The following is a 22,128-nucleotide window of genomic DNA, read 5'->3' on the forward strand; positions in this document are numbered from 1 at the left end:
AGTGGCCTCGATGACCCGAAAAGCCTTGTACGTAAAGGCTTTGTGGGAATCCGCGAGGCCCGTCGACCGGCCCGCATGCAATGGCCATCGTGCGCTCCGGCAACCGCCTCCGACCCGGTCCGATGCACGCTGCGGGCGCTCCTGGCGCGTACCCGGCGCTCGTCCATAGGGGCGATTTTTCTTTCCAATTCCGCCAGCTAGATTGAACGCATCGTTGGCGTCAGCGCAAGCGATCGGATCTCAATGTAGCTAAAAAAAGCCGGGAAAAAGGGGGTATTCATGAAACGCATCCACATGAGGCTCGCAGCGGTACCGTTTGCCTGTCTGATTTTCACGGTGGCCGGTTGCGGAGGAGGCGGGGGCGACTCGGCCCCCGCCAGCACCAATTCCGCCGCGACAACGACGGGCAACACCGGGCCGTCCACGTCCACGAACGCGCCAGCGCCAGCCGACGCGGGCAGCGCCATGCTGTCCGGTACCACTGACCCCGGGCCCGAAATCGGCAAGGACGGGGACTATTACCTGAATACCGCGACCTGGATGCTGTTCGGGCCCAAGGCAAACGGCGCGTGGCCGGCGGGGGTGTCGATCGCAGGGCCGGCGGGCGGGAGCGGCGCCCAGGGCAACACCGGCACCGGCGGCAATACGGGCCTGGCGGGCAATACCATCCTGTCCGGCTCCACCGATCCGACTGACGGCGTCGGCAACAATGGCGACTACTACATCAACACTTCGACCTCGACCCTGTTCGGGCCGAAGGCGGACGGCACCTGGCCGCCGGGTGTTCCGCTGGGTGGCGGCACCGGATCGTCGGGCCCCGGCGGCGGCACCGTGCTGACCGGCGCGGGGGCTCCGGACAACAGCGTGGGCAACAATGGCGATTTCTATCTCGATACCAACACCTGGACGCTGTACGGGCCCAAGGCCAACGACCAGTGGCCGGCGGGGGTGTCGCTGGTGGGGCAGTCAGGCAGCGGCGGGACCGGCGGCACGGGCGGTACCGGTGGCGGCACGGTCGGCAATGGCGGCCACATCCTGTACGGCAGCGGTGCGCCGACCGACAGCATCGGCGTCGATGGCGATTTCTATTTCGATACCTCGACTTCGACGATGTACGGGCCGAAGCAGGACGGCAAGTGGCCGACCACCGGCGTGACGATGACGACGTCGACTGTGTACAACGGCAATTTCAACGTACCGGACACGCTTACCCGCGGCCATTACGTCATGACCGGCGCCGGCGGTGCGGTGCCACGGCCGTCAGACTTCGGTGTCGTGATTCCATATGACTGCACCCGCGTCACGCTCACTGCCAGCACGCTTGGCAAGGTGCAGGGATCGCTGGACATCTCGGTGTACAAGGTGACGGGGGCGGGCGTTACAGCGAGCCTGTCGGAGGTTGGCAGCCTGAGTTGCAAGGTGACCAACGGCCTGCAGAACTGCACCCGGGAGGTGGCCGCCGGAACCGTTCTCCACAACGACAAGCTGCAGGTCCAGGTGGACACCAACCAGGCCACCGACTGGGGCGGACTGGCCGTCAACCTCGCCTGCGCCAAGTAAGCTGGCTGGATCAGGCGCGTCCCGTGGCCGGGCATCGAATTGCCCGGCCACGTAGGCGCGGCTTGCCATATTGCGGGCCCAGACCAGGCTCAAAGCGATGGGACAGCGGTCATGACTGCAATCAGCAGGCCGAGTGCGATGCGATACCAGGCAAATACCTGCAGCGAATGTCGCGCGACAAGGCGGATCATCGCATTGACGACAAACAGCGCCGAGATGAACGCCGCGGTAAAACCGGCGGCAATGGCCCAGAGGTCTGCCATGCTGAGCAAATGGTAGTGCCGCATGGCGTCGTAGCTGGCGGCGCCCAGCATGGTGGGGATGGCGAGAAAGAACGAGAACTCGGTGGCGGCTTGCCGCGACACGCCCGACAGCATGCCTCCGATGATGGTGGCGCCCGAGCGGGACGTGCCGGGGATCATGGCCACGCACTGTGCAAAGCCGATGCCGATGGCTTGCTTCCAGCCGAAATCTTCGATGGTGTGAATGCGAGGCACTGCCCTGCGCCGCTCCACCCAGAGAATGACCAGGCCGCCCACGATCAACGCAGCCGCGACGACAGGGGGATGGAAGAGCCGGTGCTTGATGGGCCCGATGAGCAGTGCGCCGATGACCGCTGCTGGCAGGAAGGCGACCAGCACCGCCGTGGCAAAGCGCAGCGCCTCCGGATCCCTTCGGACCACGCCCTCGCACAGGTGCGTGATTTTGGCACGGTACAGCCAGCACACGGCCAGGATGGCGCCGAGCTGGATCACCACGTCGAACACGCGCGCCTCGCTGGACGCAAAGTCGATCCAGTCTCCGACCAGAATCAGGTGCCCGGTGCTCGATACGGGCAGGAATTCCGTCAAGCCCTCGAGAATGCCGAGAAAGAACGCCTTGCCCACGTGGATCCAGTCAATCATGTGGCTGCTGCCTCTCTGGTTGCGTTGCTGAGATTACAAGCGGGCATATGAGCCACCGCCGCCGTAAGCAAACAATGGATCAGGCCGAACCGTCTCGTAGTCCCGGATGCGCATCGCGATGCTGGTGTATGCGTGGACGTATTCTTCGAGCGCTGCCTTCGGGTTCCTGCCGATCACATCGTAGATGGCTTCGGCGAACTCGGAGTCGGTCCAGACCGTTCCCGCGTGGGCAATGACCTCAGCCATCGCGCGGTAGAACCTGCCCTCATCGACAGGGTGTGCGCTGTACCAGGACGGATGAGTGAGCCACTGCCTGAGCGCCTTGGCAATTTCGCTTTGTGCAGACATCCGGGTGTTTCCAGTATGCTCGGGCGGAGCGAGGATCATCGCGTCTGCTTCTAGGCAATCACGCTGTCAGCGTAAAGGCAGCCACGCCGCTCCAGGTAGCTGCGGAACTCTGCGCCGGTTTCATGGTGCTTGAGCGCATAATCGACCGTCGCCTTCAGGTAGCCCAGCTTGCTGCCGCAGTCGTAACGCGTGCCCTGGTAACGGTAGGCCAGCACCTGTTCGTGGCTCAGCAGCGACTGGATCGCATCGGTCAGCTGGAACTCGCCGCCGGCGCCGGGCTTCAGTGCGCGCAGGTGGTCGAAGATGCGCGGCGTCAGGATGTAGCGGCCGACCACGCCCAGGTTCGAAGGGGCCTCTTCCGGCGCGGGCTTCTCGACGATGCACGATACCTTGATCACGCCTTCGCCCCATTCACGGCCTTCGACCACGCCGTAGGAGCGGCTCTGCTCGGGCAAGATCTCTTCGACCCCGAGCACCGAGCAGTTGTAGTGGTTGTAGGCATCCACCATCTGTTTCATCACCGGCGGGTTGCCGTCGATCAGGTCATCGGCCAGCATGATCGCGAACGGCGTGTTGCCAACCAGCTTGGCCGCGCACAGTACCGCATGGCCCAGGCCGAGCGCCTCGGACTGGCGCACGTAGAAGCACTCCACGTTGGCCGGCTTGATCGAGCGCACTACGTCCAGTAGTGCCCGCTTGTTCTTGGCCTCGAGTTCCACCTCCAGTTCGAAGGCCTTGTCGAAATGGTCCTCGATGGCGCGCTTGGAGCGGCCGGTGACAAAGATCATCTCGGTAATGCCGGCGGCCATGGCTTCCTCCACGGCGTACTGGATCAGCGGCTTGTCCACCACCGGCAGCATTTCCTTCGGGCTGGCCTTGGTGGCGGGCAGGAAGCGGGTGCCCAGGCCCGCAACCGGGAAGACGGCTTTGCTGACGCGACTCGTCATTTGAGTTGCTCCCTTCTATTTGATAATGCTGCTAACGGCAAAGAAAGAGGGTGTAGGCGCAACAGGGAATCGATCGCCTACACCCTTAAGTCGGCAACGGGGTGCCACCGGGAATTGTGCTGCGTCGCAGCATCCACGGTACCCCCCACGCGTTGGGACAGGAAGAAGGCAAAAACGTGGTTGGCGCGACGGCAATTGTCAGTCAGCCCGATCATTGGAAACTTTCCCCACCTCGGTGTGGGGCCTACCGAAACGGGGTAAGACGGGTTTCGCCGCCCCTCAATAATCAAGGCCGGCAAGCACTGACCCCGTTGCCGCTCCCGTAAGGGTGTAGACGCTTCCCCGCGTCTACGCCCTCTTTTTTGGGCTTTCGCAAGTTGCGCGAAGCAGGGCATTAGGCCCGGGGCGGCCTGCTCGGCGAGGCGCCCGTCGACCCCGACACCGCTTCATTGCCGTCCATTCCATTTTTCGTTTCCACTCTGATGGGGGGATCGGAAACTTACTGAAAACGCCGGTTGCGCCTTGAAGATGTAGTCCCACGGGCCATAAACTTCGCCGGTCATTTGCGAAATGACGCAGTGCAAAAAGAGCGCGCCTCCGCGCCGTGCAACACGAAGCCAACACCGCCAGGTTCAAGTCCGCAGGCAATGCAAACAAGCGGAAAGGCACCCCCGTGTGCCATGTCGAACCAGCGGAACCGCCGCTGCTCAACCCGCCAGGGAGACGGCGGGCAATGCGGGTCTTCTTGCAAACAAGGGAATCATCGAGACGTGCTAAAGCTTTCAAGCAGATTGAGGTTTGGCAGGGCCGCCATGTGCGTGGGGATCATTCCATTGCTGGCTTCCTGCGCACTCGCGCCAGGCATGCGCTTCGACCCACAGCGTCCGCTCGACCCGGAAGATCCGGAATCGGTGCCCAGGATCACGCAGATCACGCCGGCGCTGGTGCGTACGCTGAAGGCCACCACGCCATCGGTAAACGTCGGGGTGGAGGAGCTGTACGACGTTCCAAAGCCCTATACCGTGGGCGTCGGTGACATCCTGTCGATCGTTGTTTGGGACCACCCGGAGCTGGTGTTCCCCACGCAGACTTACTCGATCGGTGCGGCCTACGAGATACCGAGCTACAGCGGTGCCGCCAACATACCGGGCTATGTCGTCAGCCCTGCCGGCACCATCCAGTTTCCTTATGCCGGTGTGATCAAGGTTCTCGGCCAGACCCCGGATCAGATCCGCGGGCAACTGAGCACCCAGCTAAAGCCCGTCGTCAACATGCCGCAGGTCACCGTACGTGTGCTCGCCTTTCGCAGCAAGCGTGTCTACCTCGACGGCGAAGTGAAGACGCCTGGCCCGCAGAATATCGACGACGTGCCGATGACCCTGGTCGAAGCGCTCAACCGCGCTGGCGGTGTCAACGTCCTGACCGGCGATAACAGCCGCATCCGCATCTCGCGCGACGGGAAAAATTACTTCGTCAGCCTGCCTGCGCTGTTGCAGCAAGGCATCGACCCGGCCAGCATCCTGCTGCGCAACGGCGACATCGTGCGCGTGGAGCAACGTGAGGACAGCAAGGTCTTCGTGACCGGCGAAGTCGTGAAGCCGACCCCGGTAATGCCGCGGAACGGCCGGCTCACGCTCAGCGAAGCGATTGGTGAAGCTGGTGGCCTGAACCCCAACTCCGCCAACGCCAAGGAACTTTACGTGATCCGCAAGGGTACGGACGGACAAGCCGAGGTGTTCCACCTTGACGGCAAGTCGCCTGTGGCATTTGCGCTGGCCGAAGCGTTCGAATTGAAGCCGAGGGACGTTGTCTACGTGGATGCCGCGGGCGTGGTCCGCTGGAGCCGTGTGATCAACCAACTGCTGCCGAGCGGAAACTTCTTCACGTCCACGGCGAACGCAGTCAAATGATCAAGACCGTACTCGTGGTGTGCATCGGCAATATTTGCCGGAGTCCGATGGCAGAGGGCCTGCTCAGGCAGGCGCTGCCCGAGGGCGACGTCGGCTCCGCCGGGCTGGGTGCGCTTGCCGGACAGGCTGCCGATCCGAAGGCGGTGGACCTCATGAGTCAGCAGGGCGTGGACATTTCGGGCCATCGGGCCCAGCAACTCAGTTACGCCATGATCCGGCGCGCGGACCTGATACTCGTCATGGACGGCGCCCAGCGCCAGGAGATTCAGCGCTTGCACCCCGCTACCACGGGGCGCGTGTTCCGCCTGGGCGAACTGGGAAAGTTCGATGTGCCGGATCCCTATCGCCAGCCACGTCCGGCCTTCGAAAATGCGCTGCAACTGATCCGGCGCGGCGTGGAATCGTGGGTGCCTCGCATCCGGGCCCTGGGTTAAACATACTGTCCTGCCTCCAATGAACAATTCCACTTACGTTCCTGTCGCGGCGCCCAGTCAGTCAGAAGAGATCGCCCTCGTTCGCTATCTGGACGTGCTGGTGGCAAGCCGCTGGCTCATCGCGGCGATTGCCATTGCCATCCTTGCGCTTGGGGTGAGCTATGCGTTCCTGGCGCGGCCGGTTTACGAGGCGAATATCCTCGTGCAGGTCGAAGACAGCCAGAACAGTCCCAACGGCCTGCTGGGCGACGTCTCCTCGCTGTTCGACGTCAAGACGCAGGCGACCGCGGAAATCGAGATCCTGCGCTCGCGAATGATCGTCGGCAAGGCGGTGGACAATCTGCGGCTCTATATCGATGCCAAGCCAAAGTATTTCCCGTTGATCGGGCCATGGATCGCGAGCCAGCCAAAAGGGCTTTCCGAGCCGGGCCTGTTTGGCACGGGAGGATATGCCTGGGGTTCGGAATCCGTCGCGGTTTCCACGTTCGACGTACCCGAGGAACTGCAAGGCGAGAGCTTCGTACTGACCAGCCTGGGTGATGGCCGCTACCGGCTCGAGCAGAGCAGTCTCGACAAGCCCATCGACGGCCGTGTCGGGGAAACCGTAGAAGCGGACCATGCCGTCGGGAAGATCCGGCTGCTGGTGAGCGCACTGAAGGCGAAGCCCGGCATTGTCTTCAACCTTGTGCGGAACTCTCGTTTGAAGACAGTGGAGCAGTTGCAGCTCCAGTTGAATATCGCGGAGAAGGGCAAGCAGAGCGGCATGATCGGGGCCTCGCTCGAAGGCAACGATGCCAGGCTGACCGCGGCGATCCTGAACGAGATCGGTGACGAGTACGTGGCGCAGAACATCAATCGCAAGGCCGCGGAAGCAGAAAAGTCCCTGCTGTTCCTGAATAACCTGCTGCCGCAGCTGAAGGGCGAGCTCGAACGCGCCGAGGTCAAGTACAACGCCATGCGCAATGAGCGTGGCACCTTCAACCTCAGCGAAGAGGGCAAGGCATTCCTGCAGGAGAGTGTGACGGCCGAGACCTCGCTGCTCGAACTCAAGCAGAAGCGTGCCGAGTTGCTGACGCGCTTCGCGCCGGGCCATCCTTCCATGCAGGCCCTGGACCAGCAGATCGCCACGCTCGGTACCAAGGTCGGATCGATCGCCAGCCGTGTCAAGGCCTTGCCCAACCTGGAGCAGGACACCTTGCGCCTGATGCGCGACGTCCAGGTCAACAACGACCTCTACGTCGGCATGCTGAACAATATGCAGCAGCTCAAGCTGGTGAAGGCCGGCAAGGTCGGCAGCGTGCGCCTCGTGGATAGCTCGCCGGTCCCCGAGGAGCCGGTCAAGCCAAAGAAGGCCCTGGTGATCGTCCTGGCCGCGGTGCTGGGCCTGCTGGCGGGCGCGGTCGTGGCCTTTGTCCGCAATGCCTTGTTCGGCGGGATCACGGATCCCAAGGACATCGAGGAACATACCGGCCTCAACGTGTATGCCACCGTTCCGCAATCCGAGCACCAGATCAGCCTCAGCAAGGAAATCCATTCGCGCAAGCGGGGCCAGTATCTGCTGGCGGACCGCTACCCGAACGAGCCATCGGTGGAAAGCCTGCGCAGCCTGCGGACATCACTGCAGTTTGCCATGCTGGATGCGAACAACAACCGCGTGCTGCTGACCGGCGCGACGGCCGGCGTGGGCAAGTCCTTCGTCTCGGTCAACCTGGCGGCGTTGATGGCGTCGGGCGGCAAGCGTGTGCTGCTGGTGGATGCCGACATGCGCAAGGGCTACCTGAACCAGTACTTCGGCAAGGACCGGGATCCAGGATTGTCGGACGTGCTCGCCGGGAAGCTTGCGCTGGAAGAGGTCGTTCACCGCGACGTCGTCCCGGGGCTGGATTTCATCGGCACGGGGACCATACCGCCCAATCCTGCCGAGCTCATGCTCAGCGAGCGCATGGTCAGGCTGCTCGAAGGCCTCAGCGATCGCTATGACATGCTCATGATCGACACGCCCCCCGTGCTGGCGGTCGCCGACGCTGCGATCCTGGCCGAACGTTGCGCCACGGTCTTCCTGGTCACGCGCTTCGGCAAGAGCTCGATCGGCGAGATCTCGGAGTGCGCCAAGCAGCTTGGACAGGTAAACGTGAGTGTCAAGGGGGTGATCTTCAACGGACTGGATCCCAATGCCTTCCGCTATGGCTACGGTTCCAAATACGGGCGCTATCGCTATGCCTACTACGGCTACGGCAATGGCGAGAAATCGTAACGTCGAAGCGCGTTGGCCATCGTGGAACGCCGCTAGCGGGGGATCGAAATGCATGCCACGAGACTGAATCCGGACTGGGTGCTTGCCGAGCGTGGGCTGGCCGCAGTCGCCAGCATGCTGCTGAGCATCCTCTATCTGGCGATCTATTTCTTCGGCCGCGAATCGCTTCCCGAGAAGTGGGTGACCGATTCGAACAAGATGCTGGAATTCCTGGTGACCGGCTCGTCCAACTTCGACGATTCGTTCGCCGCTACAGCACGCGTGTTCTCCTTCTTCGGCCCCGAGTATGTGAACGTCGTCACCGCCAGCGTCGGCGTTGCCTACCTTGTGGTGGCGTCGAGCCGCATCGCGAGCCTGCGCGAGCTGGCCGTGCGCTGGCTGTTCGTGCTCCCGTGCATGCTGCTGAACCTGCTCGCACCCGGCAAGGAGACCGTCGTGATCGCCATGTCGATCATCCTGGTCGCATGCGGCATGTCCAGGGCCGTGTCATCCCGTGGACTTGTCGTCATTGTCATCGTGATCTACGGGTGCTACGCCTTCTTCATCCGGAACTACTATGCGATGATCCTGGTGCTTGCGCTTGGCATCCGCGCGTCGGCAGGGCTCAAGCCGGGATGGAAAGCCGCGGTGCTGGCCTGCGTGCTGGGCGCGATCCTGGTGGCGCCCTCGGAGATCCTGTACATCCTTCAGTCGCCCAGGGATATCTCAAACAATTACGCGCTGAGCATCGGCAGCGAAAACCGGACGATGATCTGGAACCTGTACCCGCCCACCTCGGGTATCAATTTCATCGTCAACTACCTGTATGCATCCGCCATCTTCGTGTTGCCGGTGATCAGCTTCCGCGCGCCGGTCGATCTTGCCATGATGCTGATGCACTTCGCGATCATCCGGGTTGCGCTGCGCGGCTTGTCCGGGACGTTGCCGGCTGGTGACGACTACCGCAAGCGCCGCTGGTTTGCCACGCTGATTGTCGCGCATATCCTGGTGCAGTTCATATTCGAGCCAGACCTGGGCAGCTATGTCCGCCATCTCACCTCGGTCAGCTTGTTTCTCATTCCCTTGCTAACTTTGCCCTCGGCCAATCAAGATGAAGCACGTCGTCATATGCGCGGTGCCGTACAGTGACAACCTCGGCGATGCCGTGATAGCCGAAACACTGGGCTTCCTGATCCGCCAGGCCTTGCCGGACTGCCGGATCAGCTACCTCGATATCGCGGGGCGCACCCAGCTCGGCGAAAGCTCGCTGAAGAAGGGGCGGCTGATGCGGATCTTCTCCAGCCTGCCTGGCTGGGCACGGGTGCCCGCGCTGACCCTTGCCATCGGGATGAAATACCGCCGGCAATGGCGCGCCAGGTGGAAGCAGCAGCTCGCCGATGCCGATGTGGTGGTGATCGGCGGCGGCCAGCTGCTGTGCGATGTGGACCTCAATTTCCCCCTGAAGCTCTACCTGCTGGCCCAGTGCCTTGGCAAGAAGGCCGAGGTCGCGCTGGTATCGGTAGGCGTGGCGGGCAACTGGTCCGGCGCGGGGAAGTATCTGCTGTCCAGATTCTTCAAGCAGGCGGCGCCACGGTTCATTTCCGTTCGTGATGAAAATTCCCGCCGCAATATCGTCCGCGTCGCCGGGGACACTTGTTCCGACGTGACCATCATTCCGGACCCGGCCATCCTGAGTTCGGCGCTCTATGCCGACAAGGGACTGGAAAAACGCTGGGATGTGGGCATCTGCGTGTCGGACGTCGAAGCGCTGCACTACAACGCGGACCTTGTCAGCGTATCGGAGCAGGGCCGGGGCATTGGCATGTTCGCAGAGCTGGTGACCAAGCTGCGGCAGAGCGGGCAACGCGTCGTTCTGTTCACTAACGGCGCGGCGGAAGACAATATCGCGGCGGCTGCGGTCAGGAGCCGGCTCGGCGTTGATGATGTGGACTTCATTTTGCCAAGGTCCCCGGCGGAACTGGTCTCGGTCATCGCGGGATGCCGGAGCATGGTGGGCCACCGGATGCACGCGAATATCATCGCCTTCAGCTTCGGCGTGCCTTCCGTCGGCATTGTCTGGGACACCAAGGTCGCCTCGTTCTTCAAGCTGAGCGGGCGCGGGGATTTCGCGATGCGGCAGACGGCCAGCGCTGACGACCTGATCGAACGGCTGGCATACGCCCGGTCCCTGGGGGCCGCGCAGTTCAAGCGTTCGGCGCGGCTCGGTCAGGAAATCAGGCAGGGCCTGTCCATGCTTTTTGCCCGGAGCCCGGCGATGCCGGGCCCATCCCCGGCATGCCGGACAGAGATCAAGGCCGCGCCTTCGCTCGGGGGGATGCAGTAATGCGCCGCATGCTGTCGGCGCTTGGCGCGGTGTTCGAGCAGGCCGCCTATACGGCAGTGCAGTTCGGCATCAACGTGGCCCTGGCCCGGTCAATGGATGTGGCCGGCTATGGCGTGGTTGCGGTGGTGCTGTCGCTGGTGGTGTTCATCAATATCTTCTATGTCTCCTTCCTGCATGAGCCGGCGCTGATCGAGGGGCTGAAGCTGCGCGTGGGCTTTTCGATAGAAGTTGCATTGCTGACCGTGCTGCCGGTTGCCGCGGGGTCGATCCTCTACCTGTACGGGCATGGCCTGAGCACGTCGGCATGTGCCGCGGCCGCCGTGCTGTTCGCCAGCTACACCGCATACTGGGTGCTCAGGACCGTAGGCGCGAAGGCGAGGGGCTATACCGGGCTGCTCGCCTGCCACACGCTGATCGGTGGCGGCGTTGCCGTGATCGGCCTGGCTTCCGGCACACAGAAAGAGTCCGCGGTAATGCTGATGCTCGCCGCCGCGATCCTGCTCCCGACGCTGCTGGGGGCCGGTGCCATCCGGCGCGATATGCGCAATGGCCGTATTGAAATCATCCCGGGAAGGCCGGCGTCCCCGCGGCAATGGCTGGGATTCGGTGCAAGCTCGGCCAGCGCGCAGCTGATGAGCTGGCTGGTCGGGCCGGGGCTGGTCGTGCTGCTGGGATCGCTGGGACACTTTGCCGACTCGGCGAAATTCCGGATCCTGCTGACGGTGCTGCTGCCGGCCCAATACATCCTGATGGCGCTCGGCTATCACCTGATGCCAAGGTTCGCGACCTCGTTCCGGCAGGATGACACGCTGACGCTGGCCAGGACGTCCCTACTGTTCGTGCTGGGCGGCGTCGCGCTGGCCGGCGCGCTGAGCGTGCTGCTGCTGCTGGTTGGCGACCGGATCGTCGTCATACTGTTCGGCGCGGCGTACGGCGACCTCGATGTGCGCTTCTTTGCCCTGTTCCCTGTCGTGTTCGCAGTCGTGATGTGCCTGAGGACCTTGCTGAAATCATTCGGCATGGCCCGTGCCATCTTCCTCGCCGCGGGCATCGGCCTGGTGGCCGGGATCGGGCTTGGGGCATGGCGCTATCCCCGGCTCGACTACCTCGTGGCAGCGCAGGTCATGCTGTTGTCGTTCCTCGTCATCGCGCTGATTCAGACTGGTGCGCTCGCAATGGGCGTCCTTCGCAGGCATGGGACGGCATAGGGCTGCCTCCGGGCACGGCCGGGCGCTGGCGGGCGCGCTCGCCACGGCGGCGCACATGGCCCTGTCTGGGTTCTTGCCCTGCCAGCACGCGCACGCCGAACCGCGCCCGGCTCCGGGCCGGATCGCATCGATGCCTGCCTTTGCCGTGCAGATCGATCCCGCCACGGTGTCCTATCACGACCTGGCCACGATCAAGGGCCTGGGATTCTCGCTGGTGCGGTTCGGCGTGCGGCCCGACGTGGTGCGGGGGCATCTGCCGGCGGAACGCTACCTGCAGGTCATCAGCATGGCGCGCCAGGCTGGCCTGCACATGCTAATCACGCTTTACGGCGGACGGTATATCTGGGGCGATACCGGCCAGGACGGTTCGAGCGATGCGAACGAGGCGAAGTTCGCCGGGTTCGCTGCCCGCTTCATGCTGCGCAACAAGGGGCCGGACCTGTCGTATGAGATCTGGAACGAGCCGGACAACCAAACCTTCCTGCATCCCTCGGTACCGATCTCGCGACTGATCTCGACCGCCGGCAGGCTTTGCGACAAACTGGCGCAGCAGGGCGTCGCGCCGCCGCCGCCCCTGTACCTGTTCGGCCTTGCGCGGCTGCCGAAGCCGGGGAACCCGGCCGCGGAGCTGTCGCTGACCCGGCTGCTGGCGGATCCGCGGCTGGGCTGCTTCCGGGGATTGAGCATTCATCCGTACCGGCCAACGCCGGAGACGCTGCTGCAGGACTACCGGCAACTGAGCGGCCGGATCCGCAATTCAGCACGTCCGTCCGCCGAGCTGATTGTCAGCGAATGGGGCTATGCCTCCTATCTTCCGGTTCGCAGCGAAGCGACGCAGGCCGCGTTGATCGCCAGGCAGGTGCTGTCCGGTGTCATCTCCCAGGTGCCCATGCTGGGCATCTATTCCTGGCGCGACCGGGGCGAGGCGCGCTGGGACCGGGAGGCGAATTTCGGCCTGCTAAGGGTTGATGGGTCGGAAAAGCCGGTCGTCGCCATGCTGCGCGATCTGCTGGGCGTCCTTGCCGGTGCGACCGATGCGTCCTGGCGCGAGCATCACGGCAGCTTTGTGCTGTCGCTGCGCAAGGATGGCGCTGTCCATCGCATCTATTGGGGACCGCAGAGCAGGGCGATGATGCGCGAGGAGCTGGGCAAGGAAAGGGCGGACGGCTGCAAGGTCAGGGCCCTGGGCACTTCCGCCGGGGCGCGGCCTTGCGCGGCGATGCTGCAGGCCGACACGGAATATTCCAACGGGGACATTGTGCTGGTTAGCCTGGCAGCAGGCACTGCGCAGCCCTGACCAGCACGCACGGTGCCTGTGCTAGGCAAGCACTTCGCTTGAATAGAAGGACTCGAACTTCCTGGCCTGGGTCACGATATTGAACTCCGACTTTGCGCGTGTCACCGCGTGCTCCGACATGGCCTGCCAGAGCGCGGCGTCGCCGACGATCGCCTCAATGCAGTTCGCCATGGAAGGGGCGTCATCGACCGGCACGATGAACCCGTTGCTGCCATCGACGATGATGTCCTTGATACCGTCGACGTCGGTGCCAACCACCGGAATCGCCAGGGCGTTGGCCTCCGCCAGCACATAGCCGAAGCTCTCGTAGTGCGAGGTCAGCACCACGACCGCGGCCGAACCCAGCAACTCCAGCAGTTCGGACCGGCTCATCCACGGGATTGCCGTCACATCCTTGCCCTCGACCAGGCCGCGCTCCCGCAGCAGCGTGTCGAGCGTTGCCCGGTCATCCTCGTAGTGGCCGTAGCCAACCAGCATGAACTCGATGTCCCGGCGGCCCTGGAACAGCCTGGCCACGTCCAGGAACATGGGGATATTCTTCTGCCGGCTGATCCGCGCCACCATGATCACGCGCTTGACGCCGTCGCCAAGCCGCCTTTCCGCCGGCGGAAAGCGGGGTTCCACGGCGTTCAGTATCGCGTGCGCGCGGTCCTGCGGCAGCCCGACTTCGTGGATGGCACGATGCCGCTCGGACGGCGAGGTGGCCAGCACCGCGTCCGTAAGGCGATGCAGAAACCGCTCCGCCATCAGGAACACGCGGCGCTTTATCCCGCTGAGGCCGAGGTAGTAATAGGCATGCGGAGTATAGACAACGCGCACGTCCAGTCCGATGCATGCCAGCCGGCCCACCAGTCCCGCCTTCGAACTGTGCAGGTGCACGATCTGCGGCGCGACGCTCTTTACCAGCGCCCGCAACCTGAGCGCAGCCTTCAGGTCGTTCACCGGGTCGAGCTTGCGGGGAATCGGCAGGTAGCTGACGCCAAAGTTTCGCGCATCCGCAACGGCCGAGATCGAGCATTGCTTCGGCAGCGCAAAGTGGAAGCTGATGTTCTCGTCGTTGATATGGGATGCCAGCAGGTGGAGGTAAGTCTCGACACCGCCCAGGCACTCGGTCACATGCAGGACTTTAATCATTGGGTTGCGCAAATTGGTGCGTATTGGGATGCGTATTTGGGATGCGTGTTGCTGCGTAATGGAAGGGGGCGGCCTCAGTAAGCATTGCTTCCCACCCACCCCCGGAACGCGGTCCAGAAGATGATGCGCAGGTCGAGCCAGAACGACCAGTTCCGGATATAGAAGATGTCGTGCTCCACCCGCTTGGCCATCTTGTCAAGCGTGTCGGTCTCGCCGCGATGGCCATTGATCTGCGCCCAGCCCGTGATGCCGGGCTTGACGCGGTGGCGCAGCATGTAAAAGTCCAGCTGCTCCTTGTACATGTTGTTGTGTGCCATGGCGTGCGGCCGCGGGCCGACCACGCTCATTTCGCCCTTCAGCACATTGATGAACTGCGGCAGTTCGTCCAGGCTGGTACGGCGCAGGAAGGCGCCGATCGGCGTCACGCGGCTGTCGCCCCGGGTGGCCTGTGTGACGACGCCATGCTCGCTATGCACCTTCATGCTGCGGAACTTGTAGACGTGGATGACGCGCCCATCCATGCCGAGGCGTTCCTGCTTGAAGAAGACCGGCCCCGGCGAATCGCGCTTGATCAGGATGGCGATCAGCAGGAACAGCGGCGACAGGGCGACCAGCACGAGCGCGGAAAAGGTGCGATCGAAGACGGCCTTGATGGTGCCGCGCACGCCGAGCGAGGGCGGTTTGTTCATCTCCACCGCGGGCATGCCCAGGAAGTTGCCGACGTTGTGGTTGAGCAGGTCGAAGTCGAGCACGCTCGGCATCCACTTGATGTCGATGAAGTCGTTGCGCAGCGAAAAGGCGATCTCCTGCATCAGGCGGTGCTCGCTCATCGGCAGGGTGATCCAGATCTCATGGATCCCGTGCTCGCGGGCGAAATCGGCGATGTGAGCGCTGTCGGCGATGCGCCGGCGTCCCTCCGGCGTGGATTCGCCTTCTGCGGCATAAATGCCGCTGACCTTGAATCCGGTGGTGTGGTGGGCGGTCGCGCGGCGGTACATCTCCTGGCCGGTCCGGCCGAAGCCGACGATGATTACGCGCTTGTTGTTGGCTCCGGCAACGCGCAGCAGGTTTAGCACGGCGCGGGTGACTACGCGCAGGCCCACCAGGGCGCCCAGCGAGAAGGCGTACCAGTACACCATCCACAGGCGGGACAGGGAGTCGGCCTGATGGAGCAGGTAGGTCAGCAGCAAGCTGACCAGCCAGACCAGGCTCCACGCAGACAGCAGCCGCGCGGCGAGCGAGATCAGGCTGCGGCCGCGCCAGGATGTGTAGACGTCGAACCCGGGCAGCACGATAAAGGCGATCGCACAACCAAAGTACTGGATGAACTGGTGGATTGGCGCGTGCGCGGTCGAGAACCGCACTTCACTGGCCAGGATTGCCGCAAGCCAGATGGCCCCGGCGTCGAGCAGGCGGGCCATCAGCGCGAGCTGATCATGGTGCCTGGCAAACATATCGCGATAGATACCCAATTGCTTCCCCCAGAAGCGTTGAGTAATGGGCGTTCAATCGAGTGCCCATGCCGTTGTTGTCTCCTCCGAACCTCCGGTCCGCGCGCAGTGGCGTCCAGGCTCGTTGCATGGCATGCATCGTTGCTGTGCATGCTCAAGGTGTGGACAAAGCAGAGTCGTGCGGGGCTGCATTGCGGCAGCCGGTTCCATGGTGTGGCGGCGGTCAGCTGACGACCGGCCACGGCCGCATCCTTGAGGGCCGTCCACGGAACCGCAACGCTCTTTTTGCTGCCGGCGCGCTGATGGCACCGGCGTGCTTCGTGTTTTCAGGTGCGAATAGTGCGATGCAGCGAAATGCCTCGGTACCCTTCATCAGAAGGGAAAGCCTGGCCTTGGCCGATGAAGCGTTCGGCCGCTATTCGCGATGGGCTTCGTCGATTTTCCGCGCGCGAAAATGCCGTGACGCTGACTCCAGCGTTACCCCGCTCAAGGAGGGAAGCGAGAGGCCAGCACACCCCCCGCACCGGGGGTGAGAATAAAAAGCATTGGCGAGCAGGTTCGGGACCGCCGAGTTTGTGTGATGCCCGTGAAAGGCCGATGCGGCTCGGCAGCCGGGCATCCTTCACTCAACCGCGGCAAGGAAATGAGAAAGAAAACAGAGCCACATACGGTATTCACGCGGGAACAGCTGGATGCGTATTTCGCTTCGTACGTAGGGATGGAAGGTGGAAACCCAGGCGCTGCGGTATGGTTCTGCGATAGCTCTCCGCATCCGAGCGGGGCGTCGCTGTTGGCCCCGTTGGTTCCTCGCCGCCAACCCGGCGCATGGGATGCCGCCTACCGTTGCAAGTATCGTCATCACATGGAGCGCTGGCAGTCGCACCAGAGGATTGCCCGCATCATGTCGGCGGCGCGAGCACAGGTCTTCAACACGGCCATGGGCGAGCAGGACTGGAAGCACTACTTCGATCATCATCTGTACGCGCCGCACGGCGCCGAGTTCAAGCTCAGCCTGTTCCCGCTGCCGGCGCGCTTGATCAATCAGACCCCGTGGTCGAAGGCGTTTCGCGGCCAGCCGGAGCTTTTGCCGAGGCAGCGTTACCTCGACCTGTGCCGCGAAGGCCGGCGCTTTGCCTTCATCGACGGGATCCGCCGGCGCTGGAAGCCGAAGGTGGTGATATGCCTGGGCGAACGGCACGCCGACGACTTCGTGCAGGCGTTCGTGCTCGCGCAGGCGCGCGCCACCGACCACGTCCTGCAGCCTGCCGACCAGCCCAAGACCTTGCGTGTGCTCGAGCGCGACGGCACCACATGGATCATCTGTCCGCCACTGGCTGGCGCAGCGGGAATGATGTCCGATGTCCTGCTCGACGCGATGGGGCAGTACATCACGCGCTGGCTGCGGCCGGACGATTTCCTCGGGTTCTCGACCGGTACAGAGAAGCCGATCGCGAGGGCGTCATGAGTCATGGCGCGCGCGGGTCGCCGATACCGTTCGCCTGGTGGCGCGGTCTGTGCAGCAAATGATTGGCTTTCCCCCGCCATGTAGGGGTGACACGGATTGGTGGATGCGTTTATCTGCGGGCTGCCGCGATCTGCAAGATCGCTGCCACTGCACCCGCTCGCCAGTCTCGTGCGTGGCATCAGCGGCAGCGTAGGGCGCCGGAGACCGTGCGCGGCAGTACTCCGTCGCAGTAGTCCCCACCATGTTTCGTTGTAGCGAAGTATCGATCTCAGGAGAGCAGCGTGCAAACCAAAACCCGGAACATCTTCATCCTTGGCATCATGGCCAGCGCCGCGGCAACGCTCGTGGCTTGCGGCGGCGGCGACGATTCGCCGCCGCCTTCGCAGCCCGCCACCGTGAGCGGCAAGGCGGTGGACTTCTACCTGTCCGGCTCGACTGTCACCTTCCTTGACTGCGACAACAAGACCGCGGTCACGAATGGAAGCGGGGACTTTACCTTCCCGGCGGGTTGCGCGAAGAGTGCGCTGAGAGTGACCGGCGGCACCGATATCGGTACCAACCAGCCGTTCGCCGGTGTACTGCAGGCACCGGCGCTGGATAGCAAGGAGGGCGTAATCCAGGTGGTCTCGCCGCTGACCACGTTGGCGGTCCAGGTCGGCTCGGGTCAGGCGGCCCCCCTGGCGGCCGGCCTAGGCCTGGCAGGCAAGGATCTGAACACGCTCGACCCGATGCAGGACGCGGCGGCGCTGCGGGCGGCGGTCGTTGTGCAGCAACTTGTCGACCATGTCGCCAAGACGCTGACCGGCCTGGGCACGGGTGGCACGCTGACTTCCGCGGATACGGCCGCGGCCGCCTCCAAGGCAGTCGCCAACGCCGTGGCGAGCACTCCGGGCACGGCAGACCTGACCAGCGTTGCGCTGGTCACGAATGTGGTGTCCAGCGCTGTACAGAACGCCCAGGCCGGCCTGCCTGCCGAACTGCGCTCGGACATCGGTGTCGTGGCCGCCAATGTGGCCGCACTGGCCGCGCCGGTAATCACAACCCAGGTGGCAAGCGTGAGCACGGCGCTGGAGGCCGTCGATCTGGGTAGCAGCCCGACCGCGACGTTGTCGGCGCTGACGGAAAGCGGATCGCTCAACATCGTGACCGAAAGCGCGCAGTCGACGACGACCACGGCGCTGGTCCAGGCGGTGACGACCGACGGGCTGAGCGATGCATCGATCACGACCAGGCTGGCTGAACTCGGCGAAGCGGTGTCGACCGGCAACACCGCCGAGATCCAGCAGGTCACTGCTGAACTCGGCAGCACGGTGGATGCCGGCGCGATCAACAACGTGGCAAACGCGGTCGGGCTGAAGAACTACCTGCTGCTGTCAAACCTGACGATCAACGGCGTCAATTACCCGATCACCGACACGATCTCGGCCACGGGCGGCACGCTGGGCGCGATCCAGGTTGCGGTGACGCAGAATGGCAACGCCTTCAACGGCGGCCCGTCGCAACTGCGCGCTGGCCTGAGCTATACCTACGGCGGCAACCAGGTCGATGTCATCATCGAGAACGTGACGCTGACGTTCAACGGGTCGCAACTGGTGGATGCGGTGGTGCCTGCCAATACTGCTTATTCGTTCCGGATCAGTGGCAACGTGTCTGCCGCGGCAAGCCTGACCAACAGCGCCGCCGACAGCCTGTTCTCCACCGCAAACGGCGGCTCGCTGAACCTGCCGTTCACGGTGTTCCTCGGCAAGCTCAGGTCTGCCGGCGCGCTGAGCCAGGCGCAGGTTGACGCTCTCACGCCAACTGCCACCAGCACGTTCCCCGTGACGTTTGCCACAACCACCGGTGCCCAGGGCAGGGATGTGAAGGTGGGCATGCTGGTCAACGGCGACGTGGAATTCGCCAAGACGGCATTGGTGAAGACCGACGCCGAGATGGTGGTCGGTGACGGCCTCAAGACCACGGTGACGCTGAACCCGTGACCGGCGCGTAGCGGTGCCTTCCGCCCGGATGGGGAAGGCCAGGCCGCCCGGTCATCCGAACGCGTGTCTCAAGGCCGCGCCGCGGGTGACCGGGCTTTTTTGTGTCTGTGTCGGGCATCTCGCAGGAGCGCGCGACGCATGAGGCTCGCCCAGTGGCCTCGGAGTCTTCTATGCAGCTGATTCGCAAGCGCCGGCTGGACCACGCCTGCGCCCTGATGCTGGGCCTGTCGTGCGTGGGCACGGCCAGTGCCGCGCCCGACGATGTGTTCATGCAGGCCGAGCCCGCCACCGGGGAGTTCACCTCGGTGCGGGTGGAGGCCAGCTACGACATGGTCGATCGCACTGTCGATGTCTTCAACCTGCGCGGGCGGCAGGGACCGGTGTCGGACAACGCCGGCGATTATCGCGGCGGCAAGCTGATGCTGGGCTACAAGTTCTCGCCGCACTGGTCGGGGTCGGCCACCTACTGGCGCCGTGGCATCGATTATGGGCAAGACCACAACCAGATCGATACCTGGATGCTGGCGATGCACTACGACCCGCTCGCCGAGGCCGGTGCTCGCGATCGCATCATGCTGCGTTTCTCGCTATGGGGAGACCACTCCGGCAGCCTGAACCGCTCGTCGCCGGTGATGGTCCGCAATACGACGTTCAACAGCCTCACCGTGAATAACGCCAATGACGTCCAGGCGCAGGCCGACGTCATCTTCTCCGGCGAGCTGACCGAGCGCAACCAGCTCACCGGCTTCATCGGCCTCGGCATCAGCCGCGTGTCGATCGGCAGCATCAATACCCGCCTGCAGCGAGGCAACTGCAACTTCAATGTCGCTATCGGCTCCGACAATCTCGCCAATGGCCAACTGGCCGCGCCATGCAACGTGGGCAACGTTACCCTGCAGTCGGCGTCGTTCTCGGTCGACGCCAGCCAGTTCGGGCTGAACTTCAACGATGATTTCAACTACACAGCCGGCTATCTGAACCTGGGCGGGTCATGGCGCTGGAAATACGAGCGCTTCGCGGCGCGGCTCGGATACCAGTTCCAATACCTGCTGCGCAGCAATGTCGACAGCCGCACGCAAAGCTACGGTAATTCGCCAATCCGCTCCAACCACACGCTGGGCCTGGAGGTCTCGTATGCGGTGGTGAAGAACGTGGAAGTGTTCCTGCGCGGCCAGGCGTCGCTGTACAACTTCGTCGGCACCATCCCGTTCCTCTATAACGCGACGACCGCGGGCAAGCTGGATCGCTACTACGGCTACGGCTCGATCGGCATTCGTTTCTCCGGGTTCTGAGTTTGTGAAGCAGGTCGCGGTTTTCTATCCCCTCGGGTGAGGGGATAGAAAACGCAATCCCAGGGATATTGCATCGCAGCAAATCACTTATGTCAGACCTTAGAAGATTGAAATTCCTAAATGGGTGAGGCTGGGTTAGAATTAATTCAATCGAAAAAATCTATATAGCTCTATTCAGTTTTGCTAAAGTCGCCGGGCGCGCGTTCAGATAAATATCATTTTTATCTTCGGCGTAAATCATCGCCAAGCGTGCGATGCCAGGGAAGGCGTTTTTCCTCCATGGCAGAAGTTCAAACAAGGATGGGAATAATCCTGTGTTACAGGATGACGTGGGCTCACCGTATTTCCTCGAACCCGCGACTGCGTTCGGCGCCCCGCCTGACCGGATTTTGTGTCAGGTGGGCATCGGAGGCGGGTTCCAGCCCGAACCATCATTAAAACAAGCAGATCCGGGCATTTGAAAAGACCCGGTCGGCGCGAGGATGTCGCATGCGGCGGCACACTGAATTCCTCGCACCGTACCTGCCAATAACGATTTGCGAAAGACCACGGCAGCACGCGCGCCACAGAGGCCGCGGCATGCCGCGGCATTGTCTGTCGGGGGTCCCACCAAGCAGCAAGGGATAGTATGCAGCATTCAAAGGTGTTCGCGCGTCCGGACCTGGATCGTTATTTTGCCTCCTACGTTGGGATGGAAGGCGGAAATCCGAAGGCTCCGGTCTGGATATGCGACAGAAGCCCAGCCTGCTCCGAGCCACTCGTCGCACCGCTACAGCCGCGTATGGCACCGCCGGCCTGGGACGCCGTGTTCCGCCACCAGCACCGGGAAGACATGGGCAAGTGGTTCGGCCATCAGTGCATGGCGCGCATCATGGCGGCCGCGCGGGCCGAGGCGCTGCGCGTCCGGCTCGGGGACAACGACTGGGAGCAATACTACCGGCGCCATCTCTACTCGCCGAGGGGCGCAGAGTTCCGGCTCAGCCTGTTTCCGCTGCCTGCCCATGTCGACGGACGAACGACGTGGTCCAAGGCGTTCCGGGGCCAGCCTGAACTGATCCCGCAGTCGCGCTACCTGGATCTGTGCCGGCATGGCGAACGTTTCCGGTTTCTCGCAAAGACACGCGCCCGCTGGCGCCCGAAGGTCGTCATTTGCCTGAGCCATCGCCATGCCGACGAATACATCGAAGCCTTCTCGCTAGGCGGGCTCGCCAGCGAGGAGCATGCACTCCAGCCGGCAGACCAGGTCAGGCGCCTGCGCCTCTTCACCAAGGACGGGACGACGTGGATCATCTGCCCGGCAATCGGCGGTAGCGCCGGGATGACGTCGCAGGTTCAACTCGATGCGTTCGGAAAGTTTCTGGGCATGCGGCTGGCGGAGAGCGACTTCAGGCACTGTGCCGAGCTCGATGCCGTCGACGATGGAGCGCCGGCCAGGGCGGAGCGCCTGCCGGAGCGCTGTGAGACGAGGAGGCTGCCTGCCGAAGCGGGTGGTAGTCGTCCGGTGGAACGTGTCCGGCCAATGTTTCCGGCTAATGAACCCGCGCGAGCGGGAAATTGCGAATCCCTCGTCTAGTGCCACCCGAAAAACTGATGTAAAAAACTTTCAATTTTCCCGAGTCAA

The 22,128-nt window shown here is 63.4% G+C and carries 18 protein-coding genes; 12 read left to right on the top strand and 6 right to left on the bottom strand.

Annotated elements, in window-relative coordinates:
• Nucleotides 1-197: 197 nt before the first annotated feature.
• Entirely contained in the window at nt 198-467 is a 270-nt protein-coding gene (locus AC5WJ1_RS07370; RefSeq protein ID WP_240745959.1) for a hypothetical protein, read from the bottom strand.
• On the opposite strand from AC5WJ1_RS07370, the gene AC5WJ1_RS07375 reads away from it, so the two are divergent.
• Nucleotides 466-1,560 (top strand): hypothetical protein, encoded by a 1,095-nt coding sequence (locus AC5WJ1_RS07375; protein ID WP_494476470.1) that lies wholly within the window; start codon nt 466-468, stop codon nt 1,558-1,560. The genes AC5WJ1_RS07370 and AC5WJ1_RS07375 overlap by 2 nt on opposite strands.
• Nucleotides 1,561-1,649: 89 nt before the next feature.
• Here AC5WJ1_RS07375 and AC5WJ1_RS07380 read toward each other — a convergent pair whose 3' ends face one another.
• Genes AC5WJ1_RS07380 through galU form a run of 3 tightly spaced genes read right to left on the bottom strand, consistent with a single transcriptional unit; the run spans nt 1,650 to nt 3,760 of the window.
• Nucleotides 1,650-2,465 (bottom strand): undecaprenyl-diphosphate phosphatase, encoded by an 816-nt coding sequence (locus AC5WJ1_RS07380; protein WP_195432147.1) that lies wholly within the window; start codon nt 2,463-2,465, stop codon nt 1,650-1,652.
• Between the two features lie 33 nt (nt 2,466-2,498).
• Complete coding sequence (locus AC5WJ1_RS07385) at nt 2,499-2,852, bottom strand: hypothetical protein (protein WP_195432149.1); 354 nt, start codon at nt 2,850-2,852, stop codon at nt 2,499-2,501.
• Between the two features lie 11 nt (nt 2,853-2,863).
• Nucleotides 2,864-3,760 (bottom strand): UTP--glucose-1-phosphate uridylyltransferase GalU, encoded by an 897-nt coding sequence (gene galU, locus AC5WJ1_RS07390; RefSeq protein ID WP_494476471.1) that lies wholly within the window; start codon nt 3,758-3,760, stop codon nt 2,864-2,866.
• A 770-nt stretch (nt 3,761-4,530) separates the two neighbouring features.
• On the opposite strand from galU, the gene AC5WJ1_RS07395 reads away from it, so the two are divergent.
• The 7 genes from AC5WJ1_RS07395 to AC5WJ1_RS07425 all read left to right on the top strand — a co-directional run bounded on the left by AC5WJ1_RS07395 (nt 4,531) and on the right by AC5WJ1_RS07425 (nt 13,186).
• Nucleotides 4,531-5,670 (top strand): polysaccharide biosynthesis/export family protein, encoded by a 1,140-nt coding sequence (locus AC5WJ1_RS07395; protein ID WP_494476472.1) that lies wholly within the window; start codon nt 4,531-4,533, stop codon nt 5,668-5,670.
• Nucleotides 5,667-6,104: a low molecular weight protein-tyrosine-phosphatase gene (locus tag AC5WJ1_RS07400; RefSeq protein ID WP_135705151.1), complete on the top strand. Its 438-nt coding sequence runs from the start codon at nt 5,667-5,669 to the stop codon at nt 6,102-6,104. Before AC5WJ1_RS07395 ends, AC5WJ1_RS07400 begins: the two co-directional genes overlap by 4 nt.
• A 19-nt stretch (nt 6,105-6,123) precedes the next feature.
• Complete coding sequence (locus tag AC5WJ1_RS07405) at nt 6,124-8,358, top strand: polysaccharide biosynthesis tyrosine autokinase (protein WP_494476473.1); 2,235 nt, start codon at nt 6,124-6,126, stop codon at nt 8,356-8,358.
• A 48-nt stretch (nt 8,359-8,406) separates the two neighbouring features.
• The gene (locus tag AC5WJ1_RS07410; RefSeq protein ID WP_195432150.1) at nt 8,407-9,486 is read left to right on the top strand and encodes a hypothetical protein; all 1,080 of its coding nucleotides are present in this window, start codon (nt 8,407-8,409) and stop codon (nt 9,484-9,486) included.
• Nucleotides 9,449-10,681, top strand: a complete 1,233-nt coding sequence (locus tag AC5WJ1_RS07415; RefSeq protein ID WP_195432152.1) for a polysaccharide pyruvyl transferase family protein — start codon at nt 9,449-9,451, stop codon at nt 10,679-10,681. Before AC5WJ1_RS07410 ends, AC5WJ1_RS07415 begins: the two co-directional genes overlap by 38 nt.
• On the top strand, nt 10,681-11,889 hold the full coding sequence (locus AC5WJ1_RS07420) for a lipopolysaccharide biosynthesis protein (protein WP_135705155.1): 1,209 nt from the start codon (nt 10,681-10,683) through the stop codon (nt 11,887-11,889). The genes AC5WJ1_RS07415 and AC5WJ1_RS07420 overlap by 1 nt, the downstream gene beginning before the upstream one ends.
• A gap of 130 nt (nt 11,890-12,019) precedes the next feature.
• Nucleotides 12,020-13,186, top strand: coding sequence for a hypothetical protein (locus AC5WJ1_RS07425; protein WP_494476474.1), 1,167 nt, complete (start codon nt 12,020-12,022; stop codon nt 13,184-13,186).
• 21 nt (nt 13,187-13,207) lie between these two features.
• On the opposite strand, the gene AC5WJ1_RS07430 is transcribed toward AC5WJ1_RS07425, so the two are convergent.
• Nucleotides 13,208-14,320: a glycosyltransferase gene (locus tag AC5WJ1_RS07430; RefSeq protein WP_494476475.1), complete on the bottom strand. Its 1,113-nt coding sequence runs from the start codon at nt 14,318-14,320 to the stop codon at nt 13,208-13,210.
• Nucleotides 14,321-14,394: 74 nt separating this feature from the next.
• Nucleotides 14,395-15,774: an undecaprenyl-phosphate glucose phosphotransferase gene (locus AC5WJ1_RS07435; RefSeq protein ID WP_195432161.1), complete on the bottom strand. Its 1,380-nt coding sequence runs from the start codon at nt 15,772-15,774 to the stop codon at nt 14,395-14,397.
• A gap of 859 nt (nt 15,775-16,633) precedes the next feature.
• Between AC5WJ1_RS07435 and AC5WJ1_RS07440 the strand changes: the two genes are divergently transcribed.
• The 4 genes from AC5WJ1_RS07440 (at nt 16,634) to AC5WJ1_RS07455 (ending at nt 22,080) form a co-directional block, all read left to right on the top strand.
• The gene (locus AC5WJ1_RS07440; protein ID WP_255519982.1) at nt 16,634-17,236 is read left to right on the top strand and encodes a transcriptional regulator; all 603 of its coding nucleotides are present in this window, start codon (nt 16,634-16,636) and stop codon (nt 17,234-17,236) included.
• 320 nt (nt 17,237-17,556) lie between these two features.
• Complete coding sequence (locus AC5WJ1_RS07445; RefSeq protein ID WP_218959781.1) at nt 17,557-19,215, top strand: hypothetical protein; 1,659 nt, start codon at nt 17,557-17,559, stop codon at nt 19,213-19,215.
• Nucleotides 19,216-19,385: 170 nt separating this feature from the next.
• Nucleotides 19,386-20,507, top strand: a complete 1,122-nt coding sequence (locus AC5WJ1_RS07450) for a hypothetical protein (RefSeq protein WP_434032854.1) — start codon at nt 19,386-19,388, stop codon at nt 20,505-20,507.
• Nucleotides 20,508-21,288: 781 nt separating this feature from the next.
• Nucleotides 21,289-22,080 (top strand): transcriptional regulator, encoded by a 792-nt coding sequence (locus AC5WJ1_RS07455; protein ID WP_494476476.1) that lies wholly within the window; start codon nt 21,289-21,291, stop codon nt 22,078-22,080.
• Nucleotides 22,081-22,128 lie beyond the last annotated feature (48 nt).

The sequence above is a fragment of the Cupriavidus sp. MEYA8 genome, from assembly GCF_059278825.1.

Coding starts and splice junctions, on each gene's coding strand:
- AC5WJ1_RS07375 (WP_494476470.1), top strand. CDS start 466: ATGCTGTCCGGTACCACTGACCCCGGGCCCGAAATCGGCAAGGACGGG.
- AC5WJ1_RS07370 (WP_240745959.1), bottom strand. CDS start 467: ATGGCGCTGCCCGCGTCGGCTGGCGCTGGCGCGTTCGTGGACGTGGAC.
- AC5WJ1_RS07380 (WP_195432147.1), bottom strand. CDS start 2,465: ATGATTGACTGGATCCACGTGGGCAAGGCGTTCTTTCTCGGCATTCTC.
- AC5WJ1_RS07385 (WP_195432149.1), bottom strand. CDS start 2,852: ATGATCCTCGCTCCGCCCGAGCATACTGGAAACACCCGGATGTCTGCA.
- galU (WP_494476471.1), bottom strand. CDS start 3,760: ATGACGAGTCGCGTCAGCAAAGCCGTCTTCCCGGTTGCGGGCCTGGGC.
- AC5WJ1_RS07400 (WP_135705151.1), top strand. CDS start 5,667: ATGATCAAGACCGTACTCGTGGTGTGCATCGGCAATATTTGCCGGAGT.
- AC5WJ1_RS07405 (WP_494476473.1), top strand. CDS start 6,124: ATGAACAATTCCACTTACGTTCCTGTCGCGGCGCCCAGTCAGTCAGAA.
- AC5WJ1_RS07410 (WP_195432150.1), top strand. CDS start 8,407: ATGCATGCCACGAGACTGAATCCGGACTGGGTGCTTGCCGAGCGTGGG.
- AC5WJ1_RS07415 (WP_195432152.1), top strand. CDS start 9,449: ATGAAGCACGTCGTCATATGCGCGGTGCCGTACAGTGACAACCTCGGC.
- AC5WJ1_RS07420 (WP_135705155.1), top strand. CDS start 10,681: ATGCGCCGCATGCTGTCGGCGCTTGGCGCGGTGTTCGAGCAGGCCGCC.
- AC5WJ1_RS07425 (WP_494476474.1), top strand. CDS start 12,020: ATGCCTGCCTTTGCCGTGCAGATCGATCCCGCCACGGTGTCCTATCAC.
- AC5WJ1_RS07430 (WP_494476475.1), bottom strand. CDS start 14,320: ATGATTAAAGTCCTGCATGTGACCGAGTGCCTGGGCGGTGTCGAGACT.
- AC5WJ1_RS07435 (WP_195432161.1), bottom strand. CDS start 15,774: ATGTTTGCCAGGCACCATGATCAGCTCGCGCTGATGGCCCGCCTGCTC.
- AC5WJ1_RS07440 (WP_255519982.1), top strand. CDS start 16,634: ATGGAGCGCTGGCAGTCGCACCAGAGGATTGCCCGCATCATGTCGGCG.
- AC5WJ1_RS07445 (WP_218959781.1), top strand. CDS start 17,557: ATGGCCAGCGCCGCGGCAACGCTCGTGGCTTGCGGCGGCGGCGACGAT.
- AC5WJ1_RS07450 (WP_434032854.1), top strand. CDS start 19,386: ATGCAGCTGATTCGCAAGCGCCGGCTGGACCACGCCTGCGCCCTGATG.
- AC5WJ1_RS07455 (WP_494476476.1), top strand. CDS start 21,289: ATGGCACCGCCGGCCTGGGACGCCGTGTTCCGCCACCAGCACCGGGAA.